The organism is Sphingosinicella rhizophila (assembly GCF_032378825.1).
GTDB classification, from domain to species: Bacteria; Pseudomonadota; Alphaproteobacteria; order Sphingomonadales; family Sphingomonadaceae; genus Allosphingosinicella; species Allosphingosinicella rhizophila.
The window spans coordinates 68378-88989 of record NZ_JAVUPU010000006.1 but is presented as its reverse complement, the minus strand read 5'-3'; the positions used below and the strand labels follow the sequence as shown (position 1 = coordinate 88989).

The following is a 20612-nucleotide window of genomic DNA, read 5'->3' as shown; positions in this document are numbered from 1 at the left end:
GGTCGACTAAAGCCGTATGCGTAAGCGTCAGTCGCCTTCATAAAGACCCCGCTGAAAGCCAAGGAAGGTTGACCGGATCTCTTTCACCGATCCAAGTTGACGGACTGCATCCATCGGCGTGCCATATTTTAGTTCCAGCAACGCAGGCAATTTACCGTCGTCCAGTTCGCTTTCCCCGACGGTCGCATATTGCGACAGAACGAAATCGAGAAAGTCCCGCTGCTTGTCGCCATATTGGGACAGAATGGCCTCCCGGCGGGCATCGGCTCGATCTATCCTCTTAAGCGGCGGATGCGCCCAGGCAACATAGGCAAGCACGTCGAAGAGATCGCTTTCCTGCGAATCCGTAGCTCGCCGGATGCCGTCCAGCGTCTCGCCCGTGAAGCCACGTTCGGCGAGCCCTTCTACCAACTTTCGCCGCGTTTCCGGCTTGCTCCAAATCGCGCGCAGTTCATCTTCATCGCGGAACAGGTCCGGCAATTGGCCGAACAGGTCTTGGATGAATTGCTGCGCCGAAACCGGTTTGCCATCGACGCTCCAGAAGGTGGTGGCACTGATATGCTGGAAGGTGCGATGCTTTCCGTCCGCTAGCTTGATGACCAACTTCGCATTGGGCGGTTCCGGGTCTTCAATAATCGGCGGCTCCGGCGGCTCGCCTTCCGGCTGGGGAGGTCGCGGCTCGCCCGACGGCTCTGGGTCCAGCGGCTCGCCGTCCCATTCAGGATCGTTGAAATGCTCATAAGCCTTCACGAAATCCAGGATCGTGAAATAGTCCTTGCCGTCGAACAGTCGCGTGCCGCGCCCGATGATCTGCTTGAACTCGATCATCGAATTGACCGGCCGCATCAGCACAATGTTGCGGACGTTGCGGGCATCGACCCCGGTGGACAGCTTCTGCGAGGTCGTCAGGATGGTCGGGATGGTCTTGTCATTGTCCTGAAAGGTGCGCAGCCACTGGTCGCCGATCGCGCCGTCCGAGGCGGTGACGCGGACGCAGTAGTTCGGGTTGGCGCTGGTCTTCACCTGATTGATCAGGTCGCGGACGATACCGGCATGTTCCTGCGTCGCGCAAAACACGATCGTCTTTTCGCGCTGGTCGATCATGTCCATGAAGGTGCGGACGCGGTAGGCCTCGCGCTCGCGGATTTCGATCGTGCGGTTGAAGTCGCCTTCGGTGTAGCGCTTGCCATCCTCCACCTCGCCTTCGACCACCTCATCATCGGACGTGTAGACATATTCGTCGATGGTCGTGCCGATCTGGCGAACCTTGAACGGCGTCAGATAGCCGTCGTTGATCCCCTCTTTCAGCGAGTAAGTATAAACCGGCTGGCCGAAATAAGCGTAGGTATCGGCATTGTTCTTGCGCTTGGGCGTGGCGGTCAGGCCGATCTGCACGGCCGGTGCGAAATAGTCGAGGATCGCGCGCCATTCGCTTTCATCCTTTGCGCCGCCGCGATGGCATTCGTCGATGATGATGCAGTCGAAGAAATCGAGCGGGTAATCGCCGAAATAGGGCGCGGGATCGCCATTGACATCGGTGCCGCTGGTGAAGGTCTGGAAGATGGTGAAGAAGATGCTGGCGTTTTTCGGCACCGCGCCTTTCTTCCTGATGTCGCCCGGCGTGATCCGCGCCAGCGCGCCGTCGTCGAAGGCGGCAAAGCTGTTGTAGGCCTGATCGGCGAGGATGTTGCGGTCGGCCAGGAAGAGGATGCGCGGATGGCGCGTCGGTTCGCCTGCCGCCTTCCAGTCGGAGAGGTTCCAACGGGCATGGAACAGCTTCCAGGCGATCTGGAAGGCGATGGCGGTCTTGCCGGTGCCGGTGGCGAGCGTCAGCAGGATGCGGCTGCGGTCTTCGCTGATCGCCTCCAGCACGCGCTCGATGGCGTTGTGTTGGTAATAACGCGGCTCGAAGCGACCGCCGCCGGTTTCATAGGCGACGGCGGCGAAGCGGTCGCGCCAGCGGTTCGCCTCGGCAAAGGTCGCGTCCCACAGTTCCTGCGGAGTGGGGTAGCGATCGACCAGACCTTCCGCGCCGGTCTCCATGTCGATGCGGTAAACCTGCTTGCCGTTGCTGGCATAGGCTAAGCGGCATTGCAGGCGGGCGGCATAGTCTTTCGCCTGCCCGACACCCTCGGTATAGCTTTTGGTCGCCGCCTTGGCTTCCAGCGTCGCCAGCTTGGTGTTGCGATAGACCAGCACATAATCGCAGGACAGCGCCCGGGCGCGCTTGCCCTTGCCCATGATCCGGCCGGGCGCAATCACCTCGCGGCGGGTGCGGCTGCCATCGACCACGCCCCAGCCGGCCTCGCGAAGCGCGGGATCGATCAGTTCGGCGCGGGTCTCGGCTTCGTTCAAAAGAGCAAGGCCTCCTGCCCACCGACGCGCTTGGCTGTGCCGTCTGGCACGATGCTATTACTTCGGATGAAGCGGATTGCATCGTGGAACCTGGAGGGGTCAAAGCGTAGCTTGTCGCGATGCCATTTATCACGAGCAGCCAGCACGATGTCGCCATCCGTTGCGGCACATTGATCTATGATCAGGTTGTTCCACGCCGCATATGTCGTAGCAATCAGCTCAGCGAAATCTCGGTCCATATCGACCAGCAACTCTATCGCTTTTTCGACCGCCGTGCCGGCGATGGCCGTTCTCGCGTCCTCGATCATCCGCGAATACGACGCTAGCTTCTCGAAATCATGGCCACCGCCGCTTCGTTTGTTGAAGCGGAAAAAGTTCTGTGATCTTGCCCAGTCCCATGTCGCATGGCGGTGCTTTGCATCGTCCGGTCCCGCCGCCTCACGCAAAGGCTGGCGACCAAGATCAATGCCGGCAATGGCCTCAACCATGTGCAGGATTTTCTCCGCTTTCACAGTGCCGAAGTTACGAACGCGATTTTTTATCACATGCCGTTCGTAAGCAAATGCGACGATTTTTGCGGCGAACTCTGGCGTCGCAAAGTTGTCATTCAGCGCAACGACCGCTGCTGCCTTTGATGTCAGCTCGCCGGAAAACGCGCGGTGAAGCAAAGATCGTTTGAGGCTCAGAAACGCTGCGAGCTTCGACTCCTGAAAGGAGGCCAGTCGTGCGCAGCTATCAGCGAGCGCATCGATCCGTTCGGCGATTTCCCGCTGAATCTCAACCGCTGGCAATCTGATTTGGTATGCGAATAGGTGATCGCGGTTTACTTTAGGCATGCCGGAACGCGCCGATCCGGCCTCAGCATATGCGGTAAATTCGCGGCTCATCAGAACGTGGAAAAGAAAGTCTCGGTCGAGCTTTTCGGCTACGGTCGTCAAAGGATAGACGTCTGCGCTGCACAACCCGGCAAAATCAGGGCGGCAAGCTTTCATCAAATAGGGACGAATTTTGCTGTATAGCACCGTCGAAGCATCGAAGAGGAATTTTCCGGATATCAACTTCTCTTCGCGCGCTGTCATCACCCCGTTAATCGCGCCAGTCCGCGCCTCCATGTTACCTGCACCGACATGCGGCAGGTCGATAAACTCGGGCAAACGAGGGTCGACCAGCTTTGAACTGATCGCACATACTTCGCCGAGGGGCTTCGCCTGCCACTCGCTGCCGCTGAGCAGAGCCGAGGTGCTATTCTCAAACAGCTCCTGCGCATTGGCGAGATTCTTTTCGGCGTTGGCGGTTGCGGTGGCGATGGCGGCGAAGGCCTCATCCAGCACCGCCACAATCCGCCGCTGTTCTTCGAGGGGCGGCAAGGGGATGACTTGATCACGAATGTCGCCGTCCGTTACGGCTGGATAGCTAGCGCCCCGCTGCCGCTTCTCCATCTCAGAGCGAAATGCATCAGAAAATAGCCAGTAGAACAGATAAATTCGGTCTAACCGTGGTCCGGGTCGCATCACAAAATAGCCGGTGCTGCATACTGCTCCATCGAGGTGGTCAGGAATGATCGCAATCCGTTGCAGCGTAGGTCGGACAGTGGCAAATATTACGTCACCAGCAGCCACTTGGCGGCGCGCGCGGCTGGGGGCCTCACTGCCGAGCAACTCCTGCGTCGCTTCGACGGTAAACGAGACGTTGGAGACGCTCGAAACATCGACGTACTGAAATGACCTGTCAGGCGCTCGCGCCGGATCAGTTGTCGCAGTTTTTAGTAGTAAATCGCCCAATCGATGAGAGTCCCAGCCGCTCACAGCAATTCCCTCATCCGCGCCAGAATTTCCGCACCCTCGGCATCCAGCGCAGCGATTTCGTCGAGTATCTCCTGCGGGCTGCGCAGCACGTCGGCTTCGGGCGCGTTGGGGTTGCGCACGGTCAGGTCGAATGTCGCGGGATCAAGCGTGTCCGCTGCCACACTCCATGCATTCGGCGTTTCGGCAAAGCTCGCCTGCTTGTCAATGAAATCCGCCATATCGGCATCGTTCAGCGGGTTCGTCTTGCCCATGCTGCGGCCGGGATCGAGCCGATAATACCAAATGCTGCGGGTCGGCTCGCCCTTGTCGAAGAACAGCACCACTGTCTTGACGCCCGCGCCCTGAAAGGTGCCGCCGGGCATGTCAAGCACGGTGTGCAGGTTGCAGCTTTCCAGCAGCTCGCGGCGCAGCGCCACGCTGGCATTGTCGGTGTTGGACAGAAACGTATTCTTGATCACCACAGCTGCCGATCCGCCCGCGCGCAGCGACTTGATGAAGTGCTGGAGGAACAGATAGGCGGTCTCCCCAGTCTTGATCGGGAAGTTCTGTTGGATTTCCGGCCGTTCCTTTCCGCCGAAGGGCGGGTTGGCCAGAATGACGTCGAAGCGGTCCTTTTCCTGAATGTCCAGCACCTGTTCGGCCAGCGTATTGGTATGGATGATGTTGGGCGCTTCGATCCCGTGCAGGATCATGTTCATCGTGCCGATGACGTAGGCGAGGCTCTTCTTCTCCTTGGCGAAGAAGGTGCGTTTCTGGAGCCGTTCGAGATCACTGGCTGTCTTCGCCAGCGGCCGGAGATAGTCATAGGCTTCACAAAGGAAGCCGCATGATCCGGCCGCGCCGTCATATACGGTGTCGTTCAGCGTCGGCTTCACAACCCTGATCATCGCGCGGATCAGCGGGCGCGGAGTGTAATATTCCCCGCCGTTACGGCCGGCATTGCCCATGTTCTTGATCTTGGCTTCGTACAGCTCCGACAGTTCATGCTTCTGTATCTGGCTGCCGAAGGACAGTTCGTCGATCGCATCGATCGCGTCGCGAAGCGAGTAGCCCGACTGGAACTTGTTGCGGATTTCGCCGAAGATTTCGCCGATCTTGTATTCGATGGTGTCGGCGCTGGTGGCGCGGCCCTTGAACCCCTCCAGATAGGGGAACAGCTCACGGTTCACATAGGCGATCAGGTCCGGTCCGGTCTTGGCGCGGTTGTGGTCGAGCTTGCCGCCGCCATTCTTCGGCGCGGCCCAAAGGCCCCAGCGATGCGCGGCGTCGATGATCGGCGTGTAGGCCTGCCCGCGCAACTCGGCCTCGGTGGCGCGGCTGGTCTCCAGATCGTCAAGGTATTTGAGGAACAGCAGCCAGCTGGTCTGTTCGGTGTAGTCCAGCTCGGAAGCGCAGCCGGCCTCTTTGCGCAGAATATCGTCGAGGTTCTTGAAAGTTTGTTCGAACATGCATGCCGTCTCCCCGAAGCCCGACATCTATCGTGCGTGATGGAAGAGGCAACTTGTTCCGTAGCGGGGTTTCCGAAGAAAGGAACGAACTCCGCGTCCGTATTGGCGCGGGCCAGCTCGATCTGGGGAGCGGTGAGGCGATAGCGATTGCACATGTCGCCGATCTAATCGCGCCGTACAGAAGCGTCTAGCGACGGCACTCATGTTCCTACTATGTTCCGGCAATGCGATTCGACGTCGGCCAACTCAAATTCAAGGCGCTTTGTGTCCTGCACGATGCTGCCGATCAGTCCATCAAGGGGCCTGTGCCCAAGAGTCTCGGCCTGCGTTTCGCGCTCGCTTACCTCTTCAGCGTCAGCCGTACGGGCCGTGAATGGTTCGACGAATTCTGGCGGACGGCCACCGCGCCGGAGGCCCAGCATCGCCACCCGACCGCGCTCGGCGTCGAGCGATCGCAGTCGCTCAACGCAATGTTCAACAGGATATGCCGTGAAGTCGGCATGGAGCGCACCGGCGCCCTGGATGCGGCTTTGCGGGCGGCAATAAGGCGTGATCGATAGAGTTTGACTGGTGCCTTCAGTAAATTGATTGACCCGCAAGCTTCCCCGACCTCGCGACTGCCTTGGAGCTGGAGTCGTAATGGTCGTCAATCCCATTGACGCGCTCCTCCAAAAAGCGGAGTTTCCAGATATGGGAAACTCATCCGTAAGGGAAAATCGCGATCATGATCCGATCGGTTCTTAAAGCCGCCTTGTGCGCCGGCGTGGCCTTGGCCGGCGCCGCCGCCTCCGCCGAAACCTATGATATCCTCATCAAGGGCGGCAACGTCATCGACGGCACCGGCAAGCCCGGCTTCGCCGCCGATGTCGGCATCCGCGCCGGCAGGATCGCGTTCGTCGGCACGGCCGCGGATGCCACCGCGCCGGTCACGATCGACGCCAGGGGCCTGGCCGTCGCGCCCGGCTTCATCGATGCCCACAATCACATGCCGGAGGAGGCGCCGACGGCGAAGGCGCCGTTCCTGGACGAACAATTTCTGACGCAGGGCGTGACGACCGTGGTGGCCGGGCCGGACGGGCGCTTTTCGCCGAACCAGCTGCGGCCGGTGCTCGATGCGATGAAGACCAAGGGATCGGGCACCAATTATGCCTGCTATATCGGCGGCAACGGCATTCGCGAGGACGTGATCGGCGGGGCCAATCGGGCGCCGACCGCGGCGGAGCTGGACAGGATGAAGGCGCTGGTGCGCGAAGGGATGGAGATGGGCTGCGTCGGCCTGTCGACCGGCCTGATGTACGAACCCGCAATGTTCTCCAAGACCGACGAGATCGTCGCCATGGCGAAGGAGGTGACGCCCTATGACGGCACCTATGACAGCCATACTCGCAATCCGGTGAAGGACATGGTCGGTTCCGAAAAAGAGGCGATCGACATCGGCCTCGCCGCCCGCATCCCGCCGAAGCTCGGCCATCTGAAGGCGGTGGGCCTCGGCAACAAGGGCCGGATCGGGGACGTCGTGTCGCTGGTCGAGGCGGCGCGCGCGCAGGGCGTGGACGCGGTCGCCGATCAATATCCCTATGATGGCGCCGCCACCGCGCCGCTCGCTTATGCGATCATCTTCCCGGGATCCCCGCCGGGCGCGCCGCTTTCGCTGGCGCAGGTGCAGGCGAAATTGCGGGAGGCGATAGCCGATCCGGCGAAGAAGGCCGCCGTGCGCGCCGCCACCAACAATGGCGTGGATGGCGGCTTTTCCTGGGTGAAGGCGGTCGGTTACGGCAGCATGCGGATCGTCGATTCACCGGACGATCCGGCGCTGGTGGACAAGAATCTGCAATTGCTGGCGGACAGCCGCAAGCAGGATCCGTTCGATCTGCTGGCCGAACTGGTGCTGAACAGCAAATCGGACGTGCTGATGACGCTCGGCTCGATCGACGAGGCCGACGTGCAGAAATTGATGGTCCAGCCCTGGGTGATGATCGCCAGCGACGGGACGCCGATGAGCTATTCGCCGCACCCGCGATCGACCGGCAGCTTCACCAGGGTGCTCGGCCATTACAGCCGGGATCTGAAGCTGTTCCCGCTGGAGGAAGCGGTGCGGAAAATGACGAGCCTGCCGGCCGATCACCTCCGCCTCTACGATCGCGGCCGGATCGCGGAAGGCAAGGTGGCCGATATCGCCATCTTCGATCCGAAGACGGTCCGCGACCGTTCCACCTATGTGCAGCCGAACCTGCTGTCGGAAGGGATGGTCCACGTGCTGGTAAACGGCCAACCCGTCATCCGCGACGGCAAGGTCACCGGCACCGCCCCGGGCACCTTCGTCGCCCGGCAGAAGAAGGGCGGCTGACCGGGGAGGGGGCGGCGGTCTGCGTGGCGCCTCCTCACCCATCACCGTCATGCTGAACTTGATTCAGCATCCAGGGTAGAGGAGGGCGTTGCGGCTGGCTGGTCAAGCGCGGTGCGGGCCTCGGGACTGGACCCTGAATTAAATTCAGGGTGACGCCTGGTTGGGAGGGTGGAACATGCGGCACCCTCCACCCCACCTCCCACCAATCCTCGTCATGCTGAACTTGTTTCAGCATCCAGGGTGGTGACGGGCGTTGCGGCCGGCTGGTCAAGCGCGGCGCGGGCCTCGGGACTGGACCCTGAATTAAATTCAGGGTGACGCCGGTTGAGGGGGGGGAGCAGGCGGCACCCTCCACCCCACCCACCACCCATCCTCGTCATGCTGACCTTGATTCAGCATCCAGGGTAGTGGCGGGCGCCGCGGCTGGCCGGCCGAACGCGGGGCGGGGCTCCGGACTGGACCCTGAATAAAATACCGGGTGACGCCGGTTGAGGGGGGGGAGCAGGCGGCACCCTCCACCCCACCCACCACCCATCCTCGTCATGCTGACCTTGATTCAGCATCCAGGGTCGTGACGGGCGCAGCGGCGGGCAGTGCAAGCGCGGCGCGGGTCTCGGGACTGGACCCTGAATTAAATTCAGGGTGACGCCGGTTGTGGGGGTGGAGCATGCGGCACCCTCCACCCCACCCACCACCAATCCTCGTCATGCTGAACTTGATTCAGCATCCAGGTTAGTGGCGGGCGCAGCGGCTGGCCGTCCGAACGCGGTGCGGGCCTCCGTACTGGACCCTGAATTGAATTCAGGGTGACGCCTGGTTGGGAGGGTGGAACATGCGGCACCCTCCACCCCACTCCCCACCAATCCTCGTCATGCTGAACTTGATTCAGCATCCAGGTTAGTGGCGGGCGCGGCGGCTAGCCGGCCGAACGCGGCGCGGGTCTCGGGACTGGACCCTGAATTGAATTCAGGGTGACGCCGGTTGGGAGGGTGGAGCACGCGGCATCCTCCACCCCACCCCCCACCAATCCTCGTCATGCTGAACTTGATTCAGCATCCAGGGTAGTGGCGGGCGCGGCGGCTAGCCGGCCGAACGCGGCGCGGGTCTCGGGACTGGACCCTGAAGTGAATTCAGGGTGACGCCGGTTGGGAGGGTGGAGCACGCGGCATCCTCCACCCCACCCCCCACCCATCCTCGTCATGCTGAACTTGATTCAGCATCCAGGGTGGCGGCCTGCGCCATAGCCTGCCGATCATACGCCGAGGCAGCCCCCAAACCCGGCTACGTTCTTGATTTGTTCCCAATTCCGTGCTAAGCAAGATCCGATCGAAAATTCACGCCGGCGTCCTCGGGAAGGGGGATTTTTTCCTTCCCTTAGGAAGCCGAACCTTCTGAACTTTCCAGGGGCTTTTTCTCATTTTGGGACAATCCATGCGATGCGGCGCCGGCCTCCTTCTCACTCCCGCGCCACCCGATCCGCGACTGCCGAAACGCGGCCTCCATTCCCTGTTGCGCATTTGCGTCACTCTCCGGCCTTTCGGCCGCGGCGCCCTGGGCGCCCTATGCCGCGCGACGCGGGGAACATAAGGACGGCTGCGTAATGACCGGCTTTCACAAAATCCTCGCGAACAGCCTGATCGCCGGCATCACCAACGCGACCGTCTGGTTCGCGGTGACGTTCTGGACCTTCCTGGAAACCCGGTCGGTGTTCGCGACCGGGATGATCGCCGGCTCGCACCTGGTGCTGACGGCCATGTCGGGAATGTGGTTCGGCAGCCTGGTCGATCATCATCCCAAGAAATATGTGATGCTGGGATCCAGCCTGGCCTCCTTCCTGCTCTATCTGGTCGCGCTCGCGGTCCATCTCAGCGTGCCGGAACGTGCCTTTACCGATGTCGGCAGCGTTCCCTTGTGGCTGTTCATCCTGCCGGCCATGCTGGGCGTGATCGCCGGCAATGTCCGCGCGATCGCGCTGCCGACGCTGGTGACGGCGATGATCCCGGCGGATCGGCGGGACAAGGCGAACGGGCTGGTCGGGATGGTCGGCGGTGTCGGCTTCCTGGTTACCTCGGCGATGAGCGGCTATCTGGTGGCGAAGACCGGGATGACCGGCACGATGGGCTTCGCGCTCGTGCTGACGTTCGTCGCCTTCGTTCACCTGCTGTTCGTCCGCTTCGATATGCTGCCGGAGGCGGCGGCGGCGAAGGATGGGGCGGCGGAAACAAGAGACGGCGCACAAGACTATGCGGCGGCCGAAGCCGCGCCAGCCGCGCCGAAGGTGCCGAAGCGGGTCGATATCAGGGGCACGATCCTGGTGATCGGGGCGGTCCCCGGGCTGTTCGCGCTCATCTTCTTCGCCTGTTTCAACAATATGCTGGGCGGCGTGTTCATGGCGCTGATGGATGCCTACGGCCTGTCGCTGATGAAGGTGGAACAATGGGGGCTGTTATGGGCGTTCCTGTCCTGCGCCTTCATCCTCAGCGGGATGGTGATCGCGAAGATCGGGCTGGGTCCGAAGCCGCTGCGCACGCTGCTGCTGGTCAATCTGATATCCTGGGCGGCGGCGGCGCTGTTCACCGTCCAATCGTCGATCCTGCTGCTGACGGCGGGCTGTTTCATCTTCCTTTTCTTCGGGCCCTTCGCGGAGGCGGCCGAACATACCACCCTGCAAAAGGTGGTGCCCTATGAACGGCAGGGCCGGGTGTTCGGCTTCGCGCAATCGGTGGAGCTGGCGGCATCGCCGCTCACCGCCTTCCTGATCGGGCCGCTCACCCAGTTCCTGTTCATTCCGTTCATGACCGACGGGGCCGGCGCGGATGCGATCGGCGACTGGTACGGGCGCGGGCCGGAACGGGGTATCGCGCTCGTCTTCACCGTCGCCGGCCTGTTCGGCGTGGCGCTGACCCTGTTCGCCTTCGGATCGAAATATTATCGGCAGCTGAGCGCGGCCGCCGGCACGGACAAGGCCGACGGGGCCGCACCTGCGGCGAATTTAGGCTGATCCGTCATGGGGTTGTGCTTGCCGTGGCGGCTGTTCTACCTTCACCCGGCCGGGACAGCCAAAGGGCGCCCGGCCGACTTCGGATCGTAAAAGGGGGTTTTCGAATGATGCAGGGCAATGGCTTTTCCGCGCGCGCCAAGGGCGTCCTGGGGCGTACCGCCGCTTTGCCGATCCTGTCGGCCCTGGCCTGCGCGCCGGCCACCGCGCTGGCGCAGGACCAGGCGCCGGCCGCGGCCGCTGCCGATGAAGATCCGCGCACCGAAGCGCCGCGCAACGAGGAAATCGTGGTAACCGCCTCGAAGCGGGGCAATGTCTATATCCAGGACATACCCTATAATATTTCCGCGGTGGGCGGAGAGCAGCTCGAAAAGACCGGCGCCACCAATCTCGAGGATATCAGCCGGCTGGTCCCGGGCATCGCCACCACCGGCGGGCGCAGCAACCGGACGGTCATCATCCGCGGTCTCGCCGCGTCGGCGGGCGCGCCGCAGGTCGCCATCTATCTGGACGAAACGCCGTTGAGCGGCGTCGGCGGCATCAACGTCCGGCAAAGCGATCTCGGCCTCTACGATATCGAGCGGGTCGAGATCCTGCGCGGGCCGCAGGGCACGCTCTACGGCGCCAGCTCGCAGGGCGGCACCATCCGCTACATCACCAACAAGCCGGACACGAACGACTTCGAAGGCGAGATTGCGGGGCGGGCGGGGCTGCGCGCGCGCGACGGCGGCATGCGGCTGGAAGGCAATGCGATGCTGAACCTGCCTTTGGTCCAGGATCTGCTGGCGGTGCGGGCGGTCGGCTATGTCCGCCATGTCGACGGCTTCGTCGATCTGCCGGCGCTGGGGCTCGACGGGACCGATGTCGAAAAGACCCATGGCGGCCGCGTCCAGGTGGCGCTGACGCCCGGCCCGGATACGACCATCACGGCCATGGGCCTCTACCAGAATACCGAGCTGGAGGATACGAGCCGGGTGCTGGCGACGGCGGATTTCCGCGGCAATCCGGTGATCGAGCCTTATGAGGACGAACTGAAGCTGTTCAACCTGACGGTCGAGCAGAGGTTCGATTTCGGCACCTTCACCGGCACCTTCTCCACCTATCGCCGCAACTCCTTCTTCGTCTTCGATCAGAGCCAGTTCGTCGCCCCGCGCTGGGGGTCGATCAACCAGACCGGCCAATTGGATTCGACCAGCGGCGAATTCCGCTTCTCCTCCGATTTCAAGGGGCCGTTCCAGGTCGTGGCCGGCCTGTTCTACGAAAAGCGCGACTTCGAAGGCGTCAGCGCCGGCTATTATGTCGATCCGGACGAAGGGCTGCCGGCGCGTCCGCCCGAACCCTTCTTCGTCCAGCCGAGCGAACAGTTCGTTCGCAACAGCGCCGCCTTCGTCAACGCCACCTTCGACGTCACCGACCGGCTGACCGCGGAGGCCGGCATCCGCTTCTACAAGATGAAGCGGCGCAACGAGACCGAGCTGGTGCTGGACGTGTTCGGCCGGCCGCTGGGTCCGCAGCCGACCCAGCGCGCGAAATCGGACGGCAATGTGAAGCGGTTCCAATTGTCCTACGAGATCAATGACGACGTGCTGGTCTATGGCATCTTCTCCGAAGGCTTCCGCGAAGGCGGGCCGAACGCGCCGGGGCTGCTCGGCAATTATCCGCTCGCCTTCGATCCGGACCTGGTGAAGAATTACGAGGCGGGCTGGAAATCCACCTTCCTCGACCGGCAGCTGCTGCTGAACGGCGCGCTCTATTACATGACCTGGGACGATATCCAGGTGGCGCAGCGCGATCCGACCGGGGCCTTCGTCTACACCTCCAACGCCGGCAAGGCCGATCTCAAGGGCGCCGAGCTGGAAGGGCGGATCAGCCCGCATTCGCTTCAGGGCTTCACCGCCAATTTCGCGGTCCGCTATTCGGACCAGAAGCTGACCGAGGATAATCCGCTGGTGGTCGGGCCGCCGCCCAATCCCAATGCCGGGCGGGAGGGGGAGCGCATTCCCTTCACCAGCAAATTCTCCGGCAATCTGGGGATGGAGCAGAAGTTCGAGGTGCAGGGCCTGGACATGTTCGCGCGCGCCGACATCTCCTATATCGGGTCGGCTTACACGACCTTCAGCAGGACGGATCCGCTGCGGCGCAAGGTCGGCGATTATGCGCTGGTCGATCTTCGCCTGGGCGTCGAGGAAGGCGGCTGGGATGCTTCGCTCTACGTCCGCAACCTGTTCAACGAACGGGCCTTCACCAACTGGACGATCGAAAGCCGGCCGGGCATCCCGGACCGGGTGCTGACCACCGATCCGCGCGAGGTCGGCATCCAGGCCGCCTACCGCTTCTGATGAAGGGAAGGGCGATCATGCGGCTTCGTCTCGCCCTGGCTGCGGCGGCTGCGGCGCTGCCGCTGGCGCTCGCCTCGGTGCCGGCCCCGGTGCAGGCGCAGCCCGCCGCAAGCGCGGCCGATGCGGCGGCGAAAGGCGAGGTGACCGTCTATCGCGGCGCGACTTTGATCGACGGCACCGGGGCGCCGGCCCGCGCCGATGTCGCGATCGTGGTGGAAGGGGCGCGGATCGCCGCGGTCCAGGCCGCCGGCGCTGCGGTCCCGGCGGGCGCGAAGATCGTCGATGCGCGCGGCCTCTATGTGCTGCCGGGGCTGATCGACACCCATGTCCATCTCGCCACGCCGCCCAACCGCAAGCGGGCCGAGGCGGTGATGCGGCGGCAGGTCTATGCCGGCATCACCGCGGTCCGCGACATGGCGGACGATCTGCGCGCGATTGGGGAGCTGACCCGCGCCTCTTTGGTCGGCGAACTGGCCGGCCCCGACATCTATTATGCGGCGCTGATGGCCGGGCCCAGCTTCTTCACCGATCCCCGCACCATCGCGGTGGCGCAGGGCGCCGTCCCCGGCAAGGTGCCGTGGATGCAGGCGATCTCGGACGAAACCGATTTGCCGATCGCCGTCGCCATGGCGCGCGGCACCTCCGCGACCGGGATCAAGATCTACGCCAACCTGCCCGGATCGCTGGTCGGCCGGATCACCCGCGAGGCGCATCGCCAGGGCGTGCCGGTCTGGTCCCATGGCATGGTCTTCCCGGCGCTCCCGGCCGAGATCGTCGATGCCGGCGTCGATGTCGTCTCCCACGTCTGCTACCTCGCCTATCAGGTCTCGGACGTGCGGCCGGGCAGCTATCAGGATCGGGTGCCGGTCGATCTCAAGCCGTTCGCCGCCGGCGACAATCCGGTGATGGCCGATCTGTTCGGCAGGATGAAGCGCAAGAACATCATCCTCGACGCCACCAACCGCATCTATGTCGAGGAGGAAAAGAGGGTGAAGGCCGGACGCCCCGGCGATCCGCCGCGCTGTCCCTCCGATCTGTCGGTGCGGCTGACCCGGCAGGCCTTCGCCCAGGGGGTGATGATCGCGTCCGGCACCGACGGCATGACGCCCTGGGACGATCCCTATCCCGCCCTGCATGAGGAACTGGATATATTGGCGAAGCGGGTCGGCATGCCGAACCTGGAGGTGATCCGCGCTGCGACCGAGACCGCCGCCCGGACGATCGGCAAGGAAGCGGAGATGGGCACCGTCGCGCCCGGCAAGCTTGCCAATCTCCTGTTCCTGGCCCGCGATCCTTCCGCCGACATCGCCAATCTGCGCTCGGTCCGGTTCACGGTGAAGCGCGGCCGCGTCTATGATCGCGGCGATTACAGGCCGGTCACGGCCGAGGAGTTCGGCGTCGAGGCCGAAGGCAAGAAGGCGGACGCGAAATGAGCGAGGAACGGAAGATGGATGCGGCCAATCGGCGCGATTTCCTGATGATGGCGGGCGCGGGCGCCGCCGTCGCCATGGCCGGGCCGTCGCCGGCACTGGCGCAGCGGCCTGCCGCCGGCCGGTGGCGCAACGCGATCATCGTCAATGCGCTCGGCGGACTCAGCAATCCCAACGTCTTCAGCAAGGGTGCCGATAGCGCGATCCAGCGCGGCGTCCGCCGCCGCAGGACGCTGGACGCGCGGACCTTGGCCGATGCCCATGCCTCCGGCGTCACCGCCGTCAATTGCACCTTGGGCTATGTCGCGGGGGAGGGCGATCCGTTCGAGGTGACGATTTCCGACATCGCCAATTACGACCAGATGATCCGCGCCCAGTCGCGCGACCTGGTCAAGATCCTCACCGCCGCCGACATCGTCCAGGCCAAGCGCGACCGCAGGATCGGCCTCATCTACGGCTTCCAGAACGCCGTCATGGTCGGCGACGATCCGACCCGGATCGACATGTTCGCGGATCTGGGCGTCCGGATCATCCAGCTCACCTACAATCCCGCCAACACGATCGGCGACGGATCGATGGCGCCGCAGAACAGGGGGCTGACGCCCTTCGGCCGCGAGGTCGTCGAACGGCTCAACCAGAACCGGATCATGGTCGATCTGTCGCACAGCGGCCAGCGCACCTGCCTGGAGGCCGCGCGCGTGTCGAAGCAGCCTATCTCGATCAACCATACCGGCTGCCGCGCGATCACCGATCTGCCGCGCAATAAGACCGACCAGGAATTGCGCCTGGTCGCCGATCGGGGCGGCTTCGTCGGCATCTATTTCATGCCCTTCCTCGATCTCGACGGCAGCGCCATGGCGGAGGATGTCGTGCGCCATATCGAGCATGCGGTGAAGGTCTGCGGGGAGGATCATGTCGGCATCGGCACCGACGGGCCGGTGACCCAGATCGACGACCTGGAATCCTATCGCGAACGGCTGGCCGAAGAGGTCGCCTTCCGCAAGCGCTCCGGCATCGGCGCGGCCGGCGAGGGGCCGAACACCTTGCCGTTCGTCATCGACCTGCGCGGGCCCACCCAATTCCATCGCCTCGCCGAACTGCTGCGCGCCCGCGGCCATTCGCGCCTGCAGATCGAAAAGATCCTCGGCGGCAATTTTCTGCGCCACGCCCGCACCGTCTGGGGCGGCTGACGGGCCGAAATCCCGCCGGCCGTGCAAGCGGGCCGCCGGGATGCGGAACGGACCGGGAATCGGGTCGTTGCCCCCTCACGAGGATGAAGGAGGTTGCAATGGGCCAGCGCGAATTGATCGAGCCGCACAAGGGCGACAAACGCTATCAGCGGCGGAACGAGGACGGCACGTTCGGGCAGTCGGACGACGTCACCAAATCGCTGTCGCAGGATGTCCGCCGCCATGCGGAAACGAAGAAGCCGAGAGGCGAGGGCGATCGCGGCGACTGAGTGAACCGGTGGGCCGCATGAAGGCTGGCGGTGCCGCCGAAGATACTTGCGCCCGGATGGGGCAGGCGGCCTAGAGGCACGCCTCCAGATAGGGCTGGTCGAAGCCGAACATCTTGGCCTTCTCGAGCGTGTAGGGCCTGAGGCCCATGCTGCGATATTCGCCGATGATCTTGCCGTCGGCGGTCTCGTCCAGATACTCGAACTTGAACAGCTCCTGGGTGACGATCACGTCGCCTTCCATGCCGATCACCTCGGTGATGTTGGTGGTGCGGCGGGATCCGTCGCGGAGGCGCTTCACCTGGACGATCAGGTCGACCGAATCCGCGATCTGGCGGCTGATCGCCTCCTTCGGGACCTTGATGTCCGACATCATCACCATATTCTCCATACGGGCCAGGCATTCGCGCGGGCTGTTGGAGTGGAGCGTGGCCATCGATCCGTCGTGGCCGGTGTTCATCGCCGCCAGAAGGTCGAAACATTCCGGCCCGCGGATTTCGCCCAGGATGATCCGGTCAGGACGCATACGCAGCGCGTTGATGACGAGGTCGCGAATGGTGATCGCGCCCTGGCCCTCCAGGTTCGGCGGGCGGGTTTCGAGCGGCAGCCAGTGCGGCTGCTGCAGCCGAAGCTCGGCCGCGTCCTCGATGGTCAGCACGCGTTCGCCCGGATCGATCAGCTTCGACAGAGCGTTGAGCATGGTCGTCTTGCCCGAGCCGGTACCGCCGGAGATGATGATGTTGAACCGGGCGGCGCCGGCGATCTTCAGCGCGGTCGCCATCTTGTCCGACATCGAGCCGAAGCCCTTCATCATGTCGAGCGTGATCGGCTTCTCGGAGAATTTACGGATCGAGATGGCGGTGCCGCGCAGCGACAGCGGCGGCACGATGACGTTGACGCGGCTGCCGTCCTGGAGGCGGGCGTCGGCGAGCGGGGTGGTCTGGTCGACGCGGCGGCCGACCTTGTTGACGATCCGCTGGGCGATCTGGAACAGATGCTCCTCGTCGCGGAACTGGATGTTGGCGAGCTGCAGCTTGCCCTTCTTTTCGATATAGGTCTGGTCCGGGCCGTTGACCATGATGTCGCTGACTTCCGGATCGTTGAGCAGCTCTTCCAAGGGGCCGAGGCCGAGCAGTTCGTCGACCAGCACCTTCTCCAGCGCGAACTGCTCGCGGCGGTTGAGGTTGATCTTCAGCTCGGCGAGGACTTCGCCGATGATCGGGCGGAATTCCTCGGCCAGCTCGTCCTTGGACAAGGTAGCGGCGGCTTCGGGATCGACGCGCTCGAGGAGGCGCGGAAGGACCTGCTCCTTGATGCGGTGGATTGAGGCTTCGAAACCTTCATTCTTGGGCTTGTCCGAATCGACGAGTGTTGCCTGGCGCTCGGTCAGGCGCGACATCGCGTCGCCGCGGTCCATGCTGCCGGGGAGAATGTCTTCGCCGGGAAGCTCGACGGAATCGAGCGGCGGGAATTGGTCGCCGCCATTCTCGGTCGGAAGAACCGGCGCGGCGCCGCCGCCCTTCATCGGACGGGCTACGCCGAAGCTCGGCCTGCCATTATTGCCGCCAGGGCCTCGTCGTCCAAAAGCACTCATCTTGCGCTCACCCTTATCCTTCAGACCGGTACGATCGGTCGCGAGAAGTGGTGAATAATGCGGAAACTTTGACAATTGCCTAATCCCCCGGAACAGGCTTCGGGACGGGCGACGCGGGGAATTTATGGAATCGGGCAATAAGGGATCCGCGCTGCTGCTGGCGCTGGCCGGCTTCGCGATCCTCTCGGTCGGCGACGGGCTGGTGAAGTCGATGGCGGGAGACTGGCCGGGGACCGCGGTGTCGGCGCTGCGCTATGTCTTCGGCGCGATCGGCCTAGCAGCGGCGGTGGCGATCCATCATGGCCGCAGCGGATTCGTGCTGCCGCGGCCCTGGCTGCAGCTGGGGCGGGGATTTTCCGTCTCGCTGGCGACGATCTGCTTCTTCATGGGGGCGATGGCGATGCCGCTCGCCGATGCGACGGCGATATTGTTCACCAGCCCGATGATCACCGCCTTGCTGGCGGCGATCTTCCTGGGCGAGAGGACGCCGCGCGCGGCATTGGGGGCGATCGCCTTGGCCTTTGCCGGGGTGCTGGTGGTGCTTCGTCCCAATGTTCTCGAACTGGGCCTCGCCGCCTTCTACCCGATCGGCGCGGCGCTGGGCATGGCGATGCTGATGATCTTCAACCGCAAGGCGGCCGGGGCAGCGCCCGCTTTGGTGATGCAGCTGCTGATCGCAGGGCTGGCCACGCCGATCCTGCTGGCGGCGGCGACACTCCTGCATCTGAGCGGAGCGCCGCAATTCGCCATCGGCATGCCGAGCACGGAAGTCGTCGTGAAATGCCTGGGGGTCGCGGTCACCGGCACGGTCAGCCACCTGCTCATCTATCTGGCGACGACGCGGATCAGCGCGGCCTTGGTGTCGCCGATGACCTATGTGCAATTGCTGGTGGCGGGCGCGATCAGCTGGATCTGGTTCGCCGATCCGCCGGACGGGGCGACCTTTGCGGGCGCCGCCCTGATCATCGCCGGCGGCCTTTGGCTGTGGCGGTCGCAGCGCGTGCGCGATCTGGGCGGGGCGCCGGACTAGGTGGCGATCTTCCTCCCGCGAAGTCGCAGGGAGGACAGAAAGCAATTACGCCGTGATGTCCGCCTTTTCGGCGAGGATCGTCAGGCCCTTTTCGCTGACTTCCGCGAAGCCGCCCTCGACCGGGATGCGTTCCGGTTCGCCGCTGTCGCGGTAGATGGCGATCTCGCCGTTGCGCAGGGTCGACATATAGGGGGCGTGGCCGGCGAGGACGCCGAAATCGCCCTCCGTGCCGGGCACGACGACCATGCGCACCTCCTCGGAGCGGATGAGCCGCTCCGGGGTGACCAGTTCGAAGTGGAGGTCGGCCACTTATGCCGCCTCGGCGGCCAGGCGCTGAGCGCGCTCGATAGCTTCCTCGATGCCGCCGACCATGTAGAAGGCCGCTTCGGGAAGATGGTCATATTCACCATCGACGACGGCCTTGAAGCTCTTCACCGTATCTTCGACCTGGACGAACTTGCCGGGGATGCCGGTGAAGACTTCGGCGACGTGGAACGGCTGCGACAGGAAGCGCTGGATCTTCCGGGCGCGATTGACGGTCAGCTTATCTTCCTCGCTCAGTTCGTCCATGCCGAGAATGGCGATGATGTCCTGGAGCGACTTGTAGCGCTGCAGCGTCTCCTGGACGCGGCGGGCGGTGTCATAATGTTCCTGGCCGACGACGCGGACGGTGAGCACGCGGCTGGTCGAATCGAGCGGGTCGACCGCCGGATAGATGCCAAGCTCCGAAATCGCGCGCGACAGCACGGTGGTCGCGTCCAAGTGAGCGAAGCTGGTCGCCGGGGCCGGATCGGTAAGATCGTCGGCGGGGACGTAAATCGCCTGCACCGAAGTGATCGACCCCTTGTTGGTCGAGGTGATCCGCTCCTGCAGCGCGCCCATGTCGGTGGCGAGCGTCGGCTGATAGCCCACCGCCGAAGGAATGCGGCCGAGGAGCGCCGACACTTCCGAACCCGCCTGGGTGAAGCGGAAGATGTTGTCGACGAAGAAAAGGACGTCCTGGCCTTCGACGTCGCGGAAATATTCGGCGATGGTCAGACCCGAGAGAGCGACGCGGGCGCGGGCGCCCGGCGGCTCGTTCATCTGGCCGAACACCAGGGCGACCTTCGAGCCCTCCGGGGTCGGATTGCCTTCGGCATCCTTGGCGATGACGCCGGCGTCGAGAAATTCGTGATAGAGATCGTTGCCCTCGCGGGTGCGCTCGCCCACGCCGGCGAACACCGAGGTGCCGCCGTGGCCCTTGGCGATATTGTTGATCAGTTCCTGGATCAAAACCGTCTTGCCGACGCCGGCGCCGCCGAACAGGCCGATCTTGCCGCCCTTCGCATAAGGCGCGAGCAGGTCGATCACCTTGATGCCGGTGACGAGCATGCTGGTCTCGGTCGACTGATCGGTGAAGATCGGCGCGTCGGCGTGGATCGGAGCGGTGTCGGTGTGACCGATCGGGCCGCGCTCGTCGATCGGCTCGCCGATGACGTTCATGATTCGGCCGAGGGTCATCGGGCCGACCGGCATGCGGATCTGCGAGCCGGTGGCGGAGACGGCCTGGCCGCGGGTGAGGCCCTCGGTCGAATCCATCGCGATGGTGCGGACGATATTCTCGCCGAGATGCTGGGCGACCTCGAGGACGAGGCGATTGCCATTATTGTCGGTTTCGAGCGCCGAGAGGATCGCCGGCAGTTCGCCTTCGAAGCTGACGTCGACGACGGCACCGATGACCTGGCTGACGCGGCCGGTGTTCTTGGCGCTGCCGGTGGCGGCGCTGGGGGCTTTGGTCTTCGCGGTTGCGGCTTTGGCCATGGCTTCTTTC

14 protein-coding genes are annotated in these 20612 nt (G+C 63.8%); 8 read left to right on the top strand and 6 right to left on the bottom strand.

Annotated features, from left to right (window positions below):
• Positions 1-27: 27 nt before the first annotated feature.
• The 3 genes from hsdR to RQX22_RS12710 are packed head-to-tail and all read right to left on the bottom strand — an operon-like array spanning position 28 to position 5635.
• Positions 28-2355: an EcoAI/FtnUII family type I restriction enzme subunit R gene (gene hsdR / locus RQX22_RS12720; protein WP_315726916.1), complete on the bottom strand. Its 2328-nt coding sequence runs from the start codon at positions 2353-2355 to the stop codon at positions 28-30.
• Positions 2352-4160, bottom strand: coding sequence for a restriction endonuclease subunit S (locus tag RQX22_RS12715; RefSeq protein WP_315726915.1), 1809 nt, complete (start codon positions 4158-4160; stop codon positions 2352-2354). The genes hsdR and RQX22_RS12715 overlap by 4 nt, the downstream gene beginning before the upstream one ends.
• Positions 4157-5635 (bottom strand): class I SAM-dependent DNA methyltransferase, encoded by a 1479-nt coding sequence (locus RQX22_RS12710; protein WP_315726914.1) that lies wholly within the window; start codon positions 5633-5635, stop codon positions 4157-4159. The genes RQX22_RS12715 and RQX22_RS12710 overlap by 4 nt, the downstream gene beginning before the upstream one ends.
• 197 nt (positions 5636-5832) lie before the next feature.
• Here RQX22_RS12710 and RQX22_RS12705 point away from each other — a divergent pair, with 197 nt between their 5' ends.
• The 7 genes from RQX22_RS12705 (at position 5833) to RQX22_RS12675 (ending at position 16181) form a co-directional block, all read left to right on the top strand.
• Positions 5833-6168 (top strand): hypothetical protein, encoded by a 336-nt coding sequence (locus RQX22_RS12705; RefSeq protein WP_315726913.1) that lies wholly within the window; start codon positions 5833-5835, stop codon positions 6166-6168.
• A 164-nt stretch (positions 6169-6332) separates the two neighbouring features.
• Positions 6333-7955 carry an N-acyl-D-amino-acid deacylase family protein gene (locus RQX22_RS12700; RefSeq protein ID WP_315726912.1) on the top strand — a complete coding sequence of 541 codons (1623 nt, stop codon included), beginning with the start codon at positions 6333-6335 and terminating at the stop codon, positions 7953-7955.
• A 1600-nt stretch (positions 7956-9555) separates the two neighbouring features.
• Positions 9556-10956, top strand: a complete 1401-nt coding sequence (locus RQX22_RS12695; protein WP_315726911.1) for an MFS transporter — start codon at positions 9556-9558, stop codon at positions 10954-10956.
• A gap of 104 nt (positions 10957-11060) precedes the next feature.
• Entirely contained in the window at positions 11061-13292 is a 2232-nt protein-coding gene (locus tag RQX22_RS12690; RefSeq protein WP_315726910.1) for a TonB-dependent receptor, read from the top strand.
• Positions 13293-13309: 17 nt separating this feature from the next.
• Positions 13310-14725 carry an amidohydrolase family protein gene (locus RQX22_RS12685; protein ID WP_315726909.1) on the top strand — a complete coding sequence of 472 codons (1416 nt, stop codon included), beginning with the start codon at positions 13310-13312 and terminating at the stop codon, positions 14723-14725.
• A complete protein-coding gene (locus RQX22_RS12680) occupies positions 14722-15912 on the top strand; it encodes a dipeptidase (protein ID WP_410001641.1) in 1191 nt (396 codons plus the stop codon). Before RQX22_RS12685 ends, RQX22_RS12680 begins: the two co-directional genes overlap by 4 nt.
• Positions 15913-16010: 98 nt before the next feature.
• Entirely contained in the window at positions 16011-16181 is a 171-nt protein-coding gene (locus RQX22_RS12675; protein ID WP_315726908.1) for a hypothetical protein, read from the top strand.
• A gap of 70 nt (positions 16182-16251) precedes the next feature.
• Here the strand turns inward: RQX22_RS12675 and RQX22_RS12670 are convergent, their stop codons facing one another.
• Entirely contained in the window at positions 16252-17772 is a 1521-nt protein-coding gene (locus RQX22_RS12670) for a CpaF family protein (protein ID WP_315727103.1), read from the bottom strand.
• A 124-nt stretch (positions 17773-17896) separates the two neighbouring features.
• Here RQX22_RS12670 and RQX22_RS12665 point away from each other — a divergent pair, with 124 nt between their 5' ends.
• The gene (locus RQX22_RS12665; RefSeq protein WP_315726907.1) at positions 17897-18802 is read left to right on the top strand and encodes a DMT family transporter; all 906 of its coding nucleotides are present in this window, start codon (positions 17897-17899) and stop codon (positions 18800-18802) included.
• 45 nt (positions 18803-18847) lie between these two features.
• On the opposite strand, the gene RQX22_RS12660 is transcribed toward RQX22_RS12665, so the two are convergent.
• Positions 18848-19111, bottom strand: a complete 264-nt coding sequence (locus RQX22_RS12660; RefSeq protein WP_315726906.1) for an ATP synthase F1 subunit epsilon — start codon at positions 19109-19111, stop codon at positions 18848-18850.
• Positions 19112-20602 carry a F0F1 ATP synthase subunit beta gene (gene atpD, locus RQX22_RS12655; RefSeq protein ID WP_315726905.1) on the bottom strand — a complete coding sequence of 497 codons (1491 nt, stop codon included), beginning with the start codon at positions 20600-20602 and terminating at the stop codon, positions 19112-19114.
• Between the last annotated feature and the right edge of the window lie 10 nt (positions 20603-20612).